The organism is Acinetobacter sp. A2 (assembly GCF_012371325.1).
Classification (GTDB): Bacteria; Pseudomonadota; Gammaproteobacteria; order Pseudomonadales; family Moraxellaceae; genus Acinetobacter.
Map to the genome: position 1 here is coordinate 45,280 of NZ_JAAZQX010000018.1, position 14,167 is coordinate 59,446.

Annotated in this window: 11 protein-coding genes and 3 pseudogenes; 5 read left to right on the top strand and 9 right to left on the bottom strand. The window is 39.0% G+C overall.

Annotated features, from left to right (window positions below):
- The first annotated feature begins 1 nt into the window (after position 1).
- Both HHA43_RS08420 and HHA43_RS08425 read left to right on the top strand, forming a co-directional pair.
- Positions 2-220: a hypothetical protein gene (locus HHA43_RS08420; RefSeq protein ID WP_034686420.1), complete on the top strand. Its 219-nt coding sequence runs from the start codon at positions 2-4 to the stop codon at positions 218-220.
- A gap of 39 nt (positions 221-259) precedes the next feature.
- Positions 260-1,150, top strand: coding sequence for a capsular polysaccharide synthesis protein (locus HHA43_RS08425; protein WP_168542378.1), 891 nt, complete (start codon positions 260-262; stop codon positions 1,148-1,150).
- A 2-nt stretch (positions 1,151-1,152) separates the two neighbouring features.
- On the opposite strand, the gene HHA43_RS08430 is transcribed toward HHA43_RS08425, so the two are convergent.
- From HHA43_RS08430 to HHA43_RS08440, 3 genes are read right to left on the bottom strand one after another with little or no spacing between them, the layout of a single operon-like run.
- Positions 1,153-1,878: a DUF4422 domain-containing protein gene (locus HHA43_RS08430; RefSeq protein WP_228284169.1), complete on the bottom strand. Its 726-nt coding sequence runs from the start codon at positions 1,876-1,878 to the stop codon at positions 1,153-1,155.
- Positions 1,878-3,029, bottom strand: a complete 1,152-nt coding sequence (glf, locus tag HHA43_RS08435) for a UDP-galactopyranose mutase (RefSeq protein ID WP_168542380.1) — start codon at positions 3,027-3,029, stop codon at positions 1,878-1,880. Before glf ends, HHA43_RS08430 begins: the two co-directional genes overlap by 1 nt.
- Before the next feature lie 58 nt (positions 3,030-3,087).
- Positions 3,088-4,173, bottom strand: a complete 1,086-nt coding sequence (locus HHA43_RS08440; protein ID WP_168542382.1) for a glycosyltransferase family 4 protein — start codon at positions 4,171-4,173, stop codon at positions 3,088-3,090.
- Positions 4,174-4,351: 178 nt separating this feature from the next.
- Here HHA43_RS08440 and HHA43_RS08445 point away from each other — a divergent pair, with 178 nt between their 5' ends.
- Together HHA43_RS08445 and HHA43_RS08450 are read left to right on the top strand one after the other, a co-directional pair.
- A complete protein-coding gene (locus HHA43_RS08445) occupies positions 4,352-5,320 on the top strand; it encodes an ELM1/GtrOC1 family putative glycosyltransferase (protein WP_168542384.1) in 969 nt (322 codons plus the stop codon).
- A 1-nt stretch (position 5,321) separates the two neighbouring features.
- Positions 5,322-6,260, top strand: a complete 939-nt coding sequence (locus tag HHA43_RS08450) for a glycosyltransferase family 2 protein (RefSeq protein WP_168542386.1) — start codon at positions 5,322-5,324, stop codon at positions 6,258-6,260.
- Here HHA43_RS08450 and HHA43_RS08455 read toward each other — a convergent pair.
- Both HHA43_RS08455 and HHA43_RS08460 read right to left on the bottom strand, forming a co-directional pair.
- Positions 6,257-7,063, bottom strand: a complete 807-nt coding sequence (locus HHA43_RS08455) for a polysaccharide deacetylase family protein (protein ID WP_168542388.1) — start codon at positions 7,061-7,063, stop codon at positions 6,257-6,259. The genes HHA43_RS08450 and HHA43_RS08455 overlap by 4 nt on opposite strands.
- 13 nt (positions 7,064-7,076) lie before the next feature.
- A complete protein-coding gene (locus HHA43_RS08460; protein WP_168542390.1) occupies positions 7,077-7,967 on the bottom strand; it encodes a mitochondrial fission ELM1 family protein in 891 nt (296 codons plus the stop codon).
- A gap of 177 nt (positions 7,968-8,144) precedes the next feature.
- Between HHA43_RS08460 and HHA43_RS08465 the strand changes: the two genes are divergently transcribed.
- Entirely contained in the window at positions 8,145-9,314 is a 1,170-nt protein-coding gene (locus HHA43_RS08465; protein WP_168542397.1) for a nucleotide sugar dehydrogenase, read from the top strand.
- A gap of 109 nt (positions 9,315-9,423) precedes the next feature.
- Here the strand turns inward: HHA43_RS08465 and HHA43_RS08470 are convergent.
- The 4 genes and pseudogenes from HHA43_RS08470 to tnpC all read right to left on the bottom strand — a co-directional run.
- Positions 9,424-10,170, bottom strand: a pseudogene (locus HHA43_RS08470) (IS3 family transposase); the annotation flags it as partial.
- A 41-nt stretch (positions 10,171-10,211) separates the two neighbouring features.
- Positions 10,212-10,439, bottom strand: a pseudogene (locus HHA43_RS08475) (transposase domain-containing protein); the annotation flags it as partial.
- Between the two features lie 104 nt (positions 10,440-10,543).
- Entirely contained in the window at positions 10,544-12,205 is a 1,662-nt protein-coding gene (gene ltrA / locus HHA43_RS08480) for a group II intron reverse transcriptase/maturase (protein WP_087537482.1), read from the bottom strand.
- A gap of 575 nt (positions 12,206-12,780) precedes the next feature.
- Positions 12,781-14,159: pseudogene (gene tnpC, locus HHA43_RS08485) on the bottom strand (IS66 family transposase); the annotation flags it as partial.
- Positions 14,160-14,167 lie beyond the last annotated feature (8 nt).

The window sequence follows — 14,167 nt, forward strand, 5'->3', positions numbered from 1 at the left end:
TATGGCTATGCGTCCTGCAGTTCGTAATCGTGGCATTATGCTAATTGTATTTGCTGTCGCTCAATGGTTATTCATGCGTTATATTCTGGCTAATAACCTGTTTGCCTTAGACACCAATGACCGTATTTTATACTTTAGCTTAAGTAGTATTGGTGGTGCGTTTGTGATTTTTGTGGGGCTGATTTATATGGTGTTGGCGGGGAATGCGGATAAACAATAATTTAAATTAGCCTACTCATTCAAAATATTGGTGTTCCCCTTGAACTTGACTTATTTAAGACTAATTAAAAAAGCCCCCAAATTATTTAAGAAACTTGGGTTAAATTCTTTAGAAAAATCAGCTCAAAAATACTATCAAAAGTCGTTACTTCAATATTTATATGAACAGAATGGATACCTATTTGTAGACGCTATAAATCAGTCTACAAACTCATCTTCAGATATAGTCTGGGTATGTTGGCTCCAAGGTATAGAAAGTGCCCCTCCACTTGTCAAAACATGTATTAATTCTATAAAGCAATACAATAGCAATGTATGCCTAATAGATATTAATAATTATAAAAAATATGTAGATATTCCTAATTTTATTATTGATAAGCTCAATAAGAAAATTATCACTCCAACTCATTTTTCAGATATTTTAAGATTTGCATTATTAGCTAAACATGGTGGCACATGGATAGATGCTACCTATTTAATTCTAAACAAAGTACCTAAACAAATGTTAATGAATGATTTCTTTACCCTTTCTAGTAATCATTCTACATTTAAACAGTGGATTCCAGAGGGAAAATGGTCTGGTAATTTTATAAAATTTAGTCCTGGTGACTCAACGCCAAAAATCATTTTTCAATGTTTTTTAAACTATTGGGAAAACAATGATTATTTAATTGACTATTTTTTAATTGATTATTTAATAAAACTCAATTATTTAAACAATCTCACATTTAAACAACAAGTCGATAATAACGCTCCTGAGGCCGATAACATCTTCTTACTTGCAGAAATACTTTTCGAACCTATCACGCCTACAAATAATTATCGATTAGAACAAGACAGTATAAAAATTTATAAGCTTTCTCATAGAGTTGATACCCTATCACAGAGTATCAACAGCACATATTACGAGAAATATATATTAAATAAATAACATTATTTCATTACGACATCAATTTCACTTACTTTTATTTCATTATTATGATGTAATAAAAACACATTAAATAATCGCTCAGACAAAAAACCAAATATTCTTTTTTGATATGAATTATAAGAAGAAATATCTAATTCTTTTTCAAGCTCAAATAAAATTTTAAACATCCAATTACAGTATTTGTCTAACCAAATTTTATGCATGACAAACATATTGAATAAAGATATTCCTTTAATCGAATTACTCAAACAATCAAATGCCTTAATATATTCAGGACTATTCTTCTCAATTATTTGACGTAATAAAATAAAGTCAGCTAGATAGTGATCTTTTGCATAATGTTCTTTAACACTAATAGCTTTTTTTGCAAAACGTAATCCTAAAACTTTTTTAACTTTAAAGAACTGATTTCTCTTTGCGACCCAAATATGATTTTCAGCTAATTCGCTAATATCATTTGTTGTTAGTAACTCACCTTGTTTATTCACAAAATAACGTCGATAGTGAACTAATCCTAATATTTTTGCCTCAGAATTTTTCCACATCCAATACAAAGCTGTTAATTCACAAAATGAAGAATTAAGGTTAGATATATGATCTCCAGTATTATCACCGATAATACCTAGATCTAATAATGAATTTTCCTTTCCAACATGAATCGGAATATAAGGCTCTATACATGGAAAGTCATATGCTTTATGCGTTGCGACGTAGATCTCATGTTTCATCAGGAAATACCCTCCTGATGATAAAAACTTTCAATCAGTTTTCCTTGAGCGATATCTTCAAGCATTTTTTTTGACAAATCTAAAGCCTCTCTTATTGTTACATCCATATCCATATAACGATAAGTTGCTAAACGTCCTGCAAATGTTACTCCTCGCTCATCCCGAGCAAGCTTTATATATTCATCTAAGATTTTTTTGTCATCAACTAATCTAATAGGATAATAAGGAATATCTTTTTCTGTGCATGCTCGACTATATTCTTTAAAATAAATAGTTCGATGATGTTCTTCCCAAGGTGTAAAGTGCTTGTGCTCTGAAATACGTGTAAATGGAACCTCTTCATTTCCATAATTCATTACTGCAGTACCTTGAAAATCTCCTTCCGCCTCAAACTTAATAAAATCTAGAGTTCTATAACCTAAATGACCTTTTTTGTAATCAAACCACTCATCAAGCTTGCCCGTCCAAATGATATGATCAAATTCATTTTTTAATAAAGCATCGAATTTTGTAGTAAGTTTAATAGCAATATTTTCATGCGATAAAATATTTTGCACTAAATAAGTATAACCATCTCGAGGCATACCCTGATATTTATGTGAAAAGTAATTATCATCATAATTAAAACGAATAGGCAAACGCTTTAGAATACTGGCAGGCAAACTACTCGGTTCACATCCCCATTGTTTTTTAGTATAACCTTTAAAAAAAGACTCATATAAATCTTTACCAATAAACTTTAAAGCTTGCTCCTCAAAGTTTTTTGGTTCTTGAATATCATCTGATGCAATTGATTTAATCCAATCCTTTGCCTCTTGAGGGTTCATACTTTTTTTATAAAATTGATTAATCGTATGTAAATTAATTGGTAACGAATATACTTCATTATTATATGTTGTTTTCACACGATTAATGTAAGGAACAAATTCACCAAACTTATTAATATATTTCCATATTAGTTCATCACTTGTATGGAAAATATGTGGCCCATAGACATGCTCCATGATCCCTGTATTATCGTCTCGTAAAGTATGACAATTTCCAGCAATATGAGAACGCTGATCAATCACCGTGATTTGATGTCCGTGTTGGGCCAACTCTCTGGCAATAACAGCACCTGTAAAACCAGCTCCAACTATAAGAAAATTCATTATTTACTCTATCAATCTAAAGGTTTACGCAACTCTATATTTAAAAAACAGTTGAAATTTAAGACTTTGCTCTTAAAATATTAAAATACTCAACCACTTCTGAAATAAACTTATTATGATCTTTCGCAATTTGTTCAAAGCAATAAATATTTAATGCTTCTTGTTTTGCATTTTGTGCAATTTCTAATGCTTCATCTGGATGATTTATCAGATATTCAATACCATTAGCCAAGTCTTCAGGATCTCCAACTTTACTAACCCAAGCATTTTGACGATGCTTACATACTTGCATAGGTCCAATATGATCACTACTCAATACGATCTTTCCCCAGCCAAATGCATCTAAAATACCGAGGGGTTGAATATCAGTTAATGAGGTAATCGCCATCATATCTGCTTGATGATAAATCTCGACTTTTTGTTGAGCATCTACCCAGCCAGGAAATTTTACTATATGTTCAATTCCGAAGCTCTTTACCATTTCTTGATATTCTTGTTTATTCTCGCCATCACCAGCAAGAATAGCATTTATAGATATTCCTCTTTTATTAAGTATATGAATAGCTTCAATTACAACATGAACTCCCTTATTTGGAATCATTCGTGTCAGCATGCCAATAGTTGGTGGAGATTTCAAAGGAGATGGAAGTGCTGGCTCATCAGGTAAATGCATAAGATTTGAAATGACACGATGCATTTTATGTTCATTTTGCTCCTTAGTGAGCCTTGATTTAACTAAATCCTGAATATAAGGAGTAATGTGAATAAATGCATCTGCACGCACTGTCCGTTTCACATTATGACTATGATTAACTGCAATAACAGGAATTTTCTTTTCCATACCAATCATAGCATTCTTGAATAACCATACCGCTTTTCCACTATGAGCGATTACAGCATCCGGTTGTTGCTGTTGGATAAAATTTCGAACCTTCATGGCAGCAATAATGCTATAGAATCCAGTATTTGGAATTACATGAATAGGACGTTGACCACTGCTTAAATGTTTATTTTCCTCACCACGCAATAGAACAACTTCATGTCCTCCTATCTGCTCTAAGGTATCGGCAATATTCAACATAGCTTGCCATCTACCGCCAGTTGCATCACCATATACAGTATTAATAATCTTCAATTTTTTCAAAATATAACCTTAAAACAATTTAAGCAGTGACCCTTTATCTCAATATTCTAATATTTTAAACTTATTTAATCTATTCCCCTTTCTTAAATTCCACACCCTTAGCTCATAAGTAGCAGTTCTGACAAATTTAATGAATTTTGCTACCATACCAAATAGATAGATCAAACTTTCAAATATTATGAAAAGCAAACCTAGCCTTGCAGTTCTCCTGATTCATGACCAACGTGCTGGACATTTAAATCCTAGCTTAGGAGTTTACGACAATCTAGAAACCGCTTATTCAACCGCTTTATATAAAACAGTTACACCCACCTTAAAAAAGTGGCAAATCAGCCTCTTAAAAAAAATTAGTTGGTATCCGCGTTTATTCGATTTATTTACTGCTTTATTTTTTAAAAAAAATTATTTAAATCAAAATATTAACTGCATTATTTGCTCTGGAATGCCCAACTTAATCTATGGCATTTTTGTAAGCCGTAGTTTAAAAGTTCCTCTATTTTATGCAGGTGACTTACGTAAGGTAAACAGCAAACTAGTCAGCTGCACAATTACTGCACTCCCACAAAACACGCTATCAGACCAAGTTGTACTAACAACACCACCTGTTAAAAAAGAGTTTTTTAACATGCAACATGATCAACTCGATCAAACAACGGCTTTACTCGTTTTAGGAGGGGCTACAGATGAACATCCTTTTACTTATAGAGATTTTGAAAAAATCATAAGTAACTTCATTCTATTTTGTAGAAACAATCAACTTAAAGGCTTAATTACCAACTCACGTCGCACACCAAATCTAAGTGCATTTTTGAATAAAACTGATATTCCAAAAAATATCCAATTACATTTTATTCATACTGAAAAAGCTTTGTCACTAATTCAACTAATTCAACAAGCTACTTATATTTTCGTCACAGAAGATAGTACTTCCATGCTTGCCGAAACTATCCAAAGTGGACGTTTTGTCAGCTCAATATATAGCCCCAAGTCTATTTTAGAACCTTTAAATGAGAAATATCTTCAAGCTCAACTCATGCAGAGACAAATGCTCGAAGATATTTTTCAGTATCCAAATGTCAGAAATACCCAAAATTTAAACTCATCAAGCCCAATTACCCAAGCTTTTAAACGTAATTTAGGATATTAAAATGATTTCAGTCATCCTCACTCATTACAATAAAGGCCTATTACTGAATAGAACCATTGAATCACTACAACCTCAAGATGAAAATTTGCACGAAATTATTGTGGTAGATGACTGCTCTACAGACCCAGAATGGTGCAAAAACAGTAAATATCTAATAGAAACTTACCCAAAAATCAAAATCATTCAAAATGCAGACAATAAAGGTCCAGCTGTTCGCTTAAATCAAGGTGCATTTTCTGCAACTGGCGATTATCTATTTTTCATGGATGCTGATGATATTTTAGCACCTAATCGTCTCAAGATGTTTTTAGCAGAAATGCAAAAGCAAAATGCCGATTTATGTTATGCAGAAAAGGTGAAAATTCACGATCTAAATGAAATTCAGAGGCATACTCTTGCAACATGGCAATCTAGCACAACACCTTTAAATTATGTACTTGAAAATAATATTATGCAGATGTGCGTTATGTGTACACGTGAATTATTTCAAAAGTCTAAAGGTTGCAATGAAAATATATTTATTCAAGATGAATCATTAGCTTTGAACTTATCCAAATATTCAAAAAAAATAATCTCTAGTGACTTACATAGTGTTTTTGTTATTTTAGATGAGACTGAAACAAAATCTATTCGTGGGGAAAACCGCCTATCCCGCCATCTAGAACAACAACACCATGATATGTTCTTCACAATTGATGATTTTATCCGAGACTATCCAGATATTGCTGAACAAAATAAAAAACTATTGATCAAAAAAGCAATTTCAACCTATTGGAAAAGTATACGCCATACACCCCAGCGAAAATTTACAGACTTTATTATTTACCTAACAGGTCGTCTTCATCCAATTCAAACATGGAACAAACACAGGATGAAGCTTACAACTTACTTCAATCAATTAAATCATGTAAGGAAAATTAATAGCAGAGAAAGCAACTAAGCTCTTTTCCCCAATTTCATTCGCAATTTAAAAGCAAATAATGAGTCTTTACCACTCACTTTAATACGTTGCAATTGCATAAAATCAGGCATTTTCCCATCTATGCCTTCTTGCGTTGTTACTGCATTGGTATATCCTGCCTGCTGTGCCAAACTTACATCACGCGCGGCATAAATACCAAATGGATATGCAAAACTATTTACAGAGCGATGAATCAAACCTTCAAGTGATTGCTTGGATTGAGTTAACTCATCTAAGCATTCAATATCATCCAACTTTGCAAGATTCGCATGGGTCATTGTATGTGAACCAATTTCTATCAAACCGGAATTTGATAACAATTTGACTTGTTCATCATTTAATTTAGGCTCACGGGCAAGTTCACCACTATTATGATGCACTTTTTTGTAGGTTGACCAATCTCGATCATGTCGGTCTACCACTACATAAATCGTCGCTTTGGCTTGGTATTTTTCTAAAATTGCAAAAGCATTTTCCAAGTTATCTAAATAACCATCATCAAAAGTGATTGCAACAGTTTTTGCAGGATGCTCCCCCCAATGGTCTTGTAATTCCTGCATAGTTACAAAGTTAAAACCTTCTGCTTTTAACCATGCTATTTGCTTTTCAAACTCAGTAGGCTTAACTCGTAATTTATTAAACTTTGCACCATCTATATGCTCACGTACCATGTGATACATTAAAATTCGTGGTCTATCCCAATCTACTGCTGGCTTCCACCATGCGTACTTATAACTGAATGCGAACAACAAGATAAATAAAACAATCAGAATATAAATCACGATTAAATCACAGCTACTTGATTAAAAGATATGTTGCCACACGCTCTGCTTCTTTAAAAGCAGGCGTAGAATATAATTCAGCAATTTGTCTGGCATTCGATACAAGTTTTTGATCAACCAAATGCTGTACCGAACGCGTAATCCGATCCTCTTTCACTCGATCTATCTGAATAAGCCCTACTTTACAACCTGCGGTGAGTGCCTCGTATATCATAGACACACTATCTTCAGTCACCCATACTGCTTCCGCTTTTTGCATCTCTTCAAAAATCCAACCCTGCGGCGTTTCTTCAACTGGGAAAATTTGCAATTGTGAAGCAAAACTTTGCTGAGCCAATGTCGCTAAAAAATCAGCAGGTGTACGCCTAGAACTCGTCAAAATAATCTCACACTGCATATTCTGCTGCACAATCTGCCCAATCGCAGACAACACCTTATCTGCATTCCAAACATGCCGTTTAGATGAACCACCTAATGCAATCAAAATACGGTTTGCTATGTGTCGCTGCTCATTTTCAATTGGATTCAGCGCACCTTGTGTAACAATCACATTTGCCTGCTCTGGTACACCATCATGTTCAGGAATAACCACATAATTAAACCAAGACAATGGAAAATTTGGCTTCATTAAAATGACAGTTTTTGCTTGCGGAAAAACCTTGCCCATCAAAAAAACACGGAATTGAGTATGACTGCCTACCCCAAAAATATAATCTGGTAGCTGCGATACTGCTGCATGTTTTTGTTTTTTATATGCAGTCACCAAACTCAACAGTGGTAAATGATCAATCGAAATTTCTTCAAAAGTGAACTCAATATGTGTTTGCTTTTGCATTGCCTTAAAAAGACCTAATGCCTGAGAGCGATGACCAGCCTTGCCATCACTCACATATACAATATGCATATTCACCCACCAGATCTAAAGCACGAATCGCATTATTTTACCCGATCAAAGCATTTAAAGTAAGCAAAGCGATCTATCCCCAATGATTCGACATATAACCTTCACCAAACCGTCATCGAGCTTGAATAAATTTTCATCACATTAAAAACATATAAATAATAAGAAATTTGATTGAATATGAAAATCGCAATTGCAGGTACAGGTTACGTCGGTTTATCTAATGCCATGATTTTTGCTCAACATCATCAGGTCGTGGCCTACGATCTTCAAGCAGAAAAAATTAAACTACTCAATCAACGCATCTCACCCATTCGCGACCAAGAAATTTCTGAATTTTTAACAAAATCAGAATTAAATTTTCAAGCCACCCATTGCAAAATCGATGCCTATCAACATGCAGATTTTGTAATTATTGCCACCCCTACCGATTATGACCCAGAAACCAATTACTTCAATACACAAAGCGTTGAAGCAGTCATTCAAGATGTATTGGCGATTAATCCTTTGGCAACCATGGTGATTAAATCCACTGTACCTGTAGGTTTTACCCAACACATCAAACAAAAATATCACACCGAAAATATTATTTTTTCACCTGAATTTTTGCGCGAAGGTAAAGCGTTACATGACAACCTTTATCCTTCGCGGATTATTGTGGGTGAAAAATCAGAACGTGCCAAACTTTTTGCGAATATGCTGTTAGAAGGCTCAATCATAAAAGACTGTCCAGTGCTGTTTACCGAAGCTACCGAAGCCGAAGCGATTAAGCTATTCGCCAATACTTTTCTGGCGATGCGTGTCGCTTATTTCAATGAGTTAGATACCTATGCTCAAATCTACAACCTAGACACACGTCAAATTATTGATGGTGTCTGTTTAGACTCACGTATTGGTCAGTTTTACAATAACCCATCCTTCGGTTATGGCGGATATTGCTTACCCAAAGACACCAAACAATTACTGGCAAACTATGCTCAAGTTCCAAGCAACTTGATTAAAGCCGTGGTAGATGCCAATCAAACCCGTCAAGAATTTATTGCAGAATCCATTCGCAAACAGCAACCCAAAGTGGTTGGGATTTATCGCCTGACCATGAAAAGTGGTTCAGATAATTTTCGCGCCTCGGCAATACAAGGTGTAATGCAATATCTCAAAGCCTACGGGATTAAAGTGATTATTTATGAACCTGGACTACAACAGAAAAAATTTCTCAACTCTAAAATCATTCATGATTTAGCCGAGTTTAAACAACGTGCCGATTTAATTGTCTGTAACCGTAAATGCTCATTGCTGCAAGATGTACAAAATAAGGTTTATACGCGTGATGTATTTGGAATGGATGATTAAAAACACTCATACAACTCATCCCTCAGCACACGAATTTTAAATATAAGGTACGCTCCAGCTATTATGTCTTGTCCTGAAATAGATTGACAGTATTCCACTTCAAACCGAGTTAAGCAATTAGCTCGGTTTTAGTTTGCTCATACGTCTGATTCGGGGTGTTCATATTTAAACTTAAATGTGGTCTATAGCAATTATAAATCATGATAGATTCCGCAATTAAGTGATCTAACTCCTTCATGGTTTGACATCGCGTGGTTAAAAACTCCTGCTTTAATATTCCATTAATCCGCTCTGCTAATGCATTCTGGTAACAGTCTCCTCCATCTGTCATAGAAGGACATACCCCATAATGGCGTAATGCCGATTGATATAGTTCAGAGCAATACTGAGAGCCTCTGTCTGAATGGTGAATCATCCTGGCTGCCCGATCTGTCACATGCTGCATCGCCATATGTAGTGCCTGCACAACATTCTCTGCACGCATATCATTCGATAACTTATAACCTTTAATCTGGCGGGTATAAGCATCTGTCACTAAGGATAAATAATGTACGCCTTCAGCACTCTCAACATAGGTAATATCACTGACAAAGACTTCATTGGCTTGCACCGCTGAATAATCCTTTAATAAATTTGGATGCTTCTTCATCCAATGCTTGCTATCCGTAGTTTTTGTATAACGACGCTTGGGGCGAATCAATAAATTATTTTCTTTCAATATTTTAAATAACTGATCCCGTCCACACTTTAAACCACGCTGCAACAATTTGCCTTTAATAAGCCAATACAGCTTACGTGTTCCGATACTTGGCATGAGACAGCGATACTCCATAACCAACTCGAGTATTTGTTCTGTTACTTGTGCAGTAAGCGTCCGCTGAATCCCATGCCTATTTTTTAATTTTGGTCGGATTTCCAGCGGTGTGGCAGTAATTCTTCTATTTGGGTCACTTTATGTGTCGGCAACCTTTTCAGAACATCACTTAAATAGGCATACGGATCCAGCCCATTCAGCTTTGCTGACTGGATTAATGTCATGATATTGGCTGCTCGCTGACCGCTGCGCAGCGAACCTGCAAATAGCCAATTCTTACGTCCCAACGCCCAAGGTCGCATCTGGTTGTCGGGTAGTCAGACGCAGTTACCTACGTCCAACCCCCTAAGAACCGTGCATGCGAGTTTCCCAGCACACGGCTCAAGCCTCTGCTAAGGCGCCATTCGGCACCCGGTTATACATCGTTGACATTGGCAAACTGAACACTCCTCGGACAATACAGATGGTAAATCTCAAGATTAGCAACTGCATCCGTTCCACCATGACTTAGCTTCACAATATGACGGCTGTGCCATGGTGTATCTTTGGTGACTGGTTTAAGACAGGCGCAGCAGCGACCACCTTGTTTTAGCCACACCCGATACAGCTTGGCTCGCCCCTTTGCGGAGACCAGCATTCTTTTACCCCATCGGGATTCGAAGTACTCATCCCATGCGGGGTCATGAGGGTTAGCAGCAGCCTTGATCTTGATATGTCGCACAATTGGCGTGTCCGAGGCAGACACTAATGTGTATTGTCGCTTCCGACCATCAGCGGACTGTTCATCACATGAGAACACCCATCGACGCGCTCCTTGTACTTTGAAATACCGATCTTTGACCCATCGGAGTGTCTTGCGAGGGTGGCGACGTACAGCCCATCGCCAGAGCATTTCCCACACTGCGTTGTCTACCTGGTTGAAAACCTTCTTGGCAACGACATGACTATGATAGTTGGCCCAACCCCTTAGAATCGGGTTGAGCAAACCGATCAAAGTGGCCTGTCGTGTCGCTTTGTTTGCATTGATTAATGCTCGCAGCTTGTCAAGATGAGCGCTGATGTTTGCCTTTGACGGCTTGATCAGTAGCTTGCCGTTGTACTTACGTACGTTCCAGCCAAGAAAATCGAACCCGTTCCCTATGTGCGTGATTTTGGTCTTTTCCTGAGAGAGCACGAGACCGCGCTCCGCCAGAAATTCAACCACGGCAGGGCGAACTTCATTTTCGAGCCACTCTTTAGAATACCCCGTGATGATGAAATCATCCGCATACCGTACCAGTTGCAGCTTTTTGCCTGTCCATTTGGCGTTAGGGAACCTCTTCGCCAGCATCGTTTCCAGTCCGTCCAAGGTCATGTTGGCCAACACCGGGGAGATAATACCTCCTTGCGGTGTTCCGGAAAGACTGGGAAACAGCTTGCTTTGGTAGACGTAACCGGCTTTGAGCCATTTCCGTAGAATCACCTTGTCCATTGGGAGGTTGGCGATCATCCAGTCATGGCTGATATTGTCGAAACAGCCTTGAATGTCACCCTCTAGCACCCACTCCGCACTTACTTTTCTTGACAGCACACCAAAGCACTGTGCTGCAGCATCCGCGGTTGAGCGTTGTGGTCTGAATCCATAAGAGTTCCGATCAGCGGTGGTCTCCGCGATGGGTTCCAAAGCCAGCAGATGGAGCGCCTGCATGGCCCGGCATTTCATCGTGGGTATCCCGAGAGGTCTCATCTTGCCATTTTTCTTCGGAATAAGGACTCTCCGAAGCGGAAGGGGCGTGTAACCTCGCCTCTTCAACGACATCATCGCACCGGTCTTGGCCTTGGGTGTATTCCAAGTCACCTTGTCGACCCCAGCCGTGTTTTTGCCTTTGTTTTCAGACACTCGTTTTACGGCCAATGCTTTGCCACTAAACGAGTGAGTCAGCAGCCATTGCAGAGCTTTCGCCTTGTTATACCTGCCGTCTTGTACCGCCTTCACAATACGCGCTTGCAGCCCTCTGACATGACGCTGTACAGCAATCCAATCGATGCTGTCCCACGATGTGCTGGAAGGCGCACACGCTGATACTGCTGCGTTCATTTGCTCTCCCTCCATTAAAAGGGTTCTACACACTCTCTTGTGATGAGAGACCATAAGGACGTCAGCCCGCTTTCGCGTGAGGTAATGTTTCAACCTCTATCCAACCCATTACAGACTGGCATTCGCTTTTTCCTCGTTCCTTCGCCCGCATCACCATGGGCAGTTTTTGCAAACTGCTTTCCCAATGGGGGTAATACGGGATTTCCACGTTCCGCTTACTGAAGTACATCGGCTTAGGTGCCTGCTATCGACCGGGAGGCGTATGGGTCACGAATGCGTAGTAGAAAGACGCGATTCCCACCTCCATTACCGTTTTGGTTCGAGCGTATTAGCCATTTCCGCTCGTTCAATTTAACGATCGTTGCGCAGATTCACATGTGTTCACCATACCGATTATCTAGCCCTTGTCCGGCTATGGCTGCCAGAAGAGTACGCCTCTCACGATTGATACCCCGCACCTTACGGTGCCTCGTTACATTGTCGAAGGCGCTCTTTATTCAGCCTTCTAGATTCACCCGGTGACACGGGTGGTTCCCGCAGGGGGAACAACTTCATTAAGCGACTTCGTGTCGCACTTCCACCCAATTATTATCTATAGGTAGATTGCCATCATCCAGATAGCGGCTTAAGGCTGGCCAACGCTTCAGAGTGTAATTGATGGCCTTGGCGGTTGGAGAACTCGATGGCACCGTCAGATAATGTTGGTTGAGCCATTCATACAGTTGTTGCATCACCGGTTGGCTGTGCTGTTGTCGGTATTCGCGGCGGTCTTCCGCTGTACCATCGGTCTTTTTCCTGAGCTCTGCTTCTATCGCATACAGTTTCTGAATCAGCACTAATGCCTGTTCAGCGATCTGACTTTTCCCGGTCACATGCAGTTCATGGAATTTACGACGTGCATGGGCCATGCAGCCCACCTCAATGACCTGGCCTGATTTAAAGCGTGCTTTATAACCACTGTAATCATCACAGACCAGATAGCCCTGCCAGCCTTTCAAGAACTCTGCAGCATGCTGGCCTGAACGACTATCCTGAAAGTCATAGATCACTGCCTGAACTGGATTGTACTGTGTAGTGGCATAGGCCCAGACATAACCTTTCTTCGGTTTTTTATCATTCTCACCCATCCGCATGATGGTGACCGGTGTTTCATCTGCATGCAGCACCTGCTGTTGTAGTACCACCTCTTTTAAGGCATTGGCCAGAGGTTCCAGTTCTACACCGCAGCGACCTATCCAGTCAGATAACGTTGATCTAGAAAGCTCGATCCCGCCCGCTGATAGATCAGACGTTGACGGTACAGCGGCAAATGATCGGCATACTTCGATACCAGCACATGGCTGAGCAGTTCAGGTGAAGCAATGCCTTTATCAATCACATAGGCAGGCATCGCTTGCTGAGTCAGGGTGTCACACTGATCACAGACCCATTTGCCACGCACATGCTGTTCCTTATAGAACTGTGCCGGTCTGAAATGCAGTTTTTCACTGATATCTTCGCCGATACGACGTAACTGGCAGCCACAACTGCATTGGGTTGATGCTGGTTCATGCTCAATACGAATGGTGTGTAGATGATCCGGCAGCAGTCGACGTTTAGGTTTGTTGACTGTGGCTTTCTCTGTCGCTGCATCGGTTTTATCTGCATTCAGCCGCTCCAGTTCCAAATCAACTGCTGCGATATCTTCTTCAACCGCTTCATCCCATAGGTGGATTTGTTTTGCAGTGAGATGTTCGTTTTTACTGCCGAATTTGTGCTTTTTAAACAGCGCCAGTTCATGCTCGTATTTTTGATTGAGAATAGAAAGATGCTGAACTTTGGCATCCAATTGCTGGTTTGATTTTTCTAATTCTTGATTTGATTGTGCCAGAGACTGATGCTGCAGCGCCAACTGTCTGGTAAATTCCAGCAGTTGTTCATGGGTCAGTTGGCTTAAATCAGGCAGCGTATTCATGACCGCAG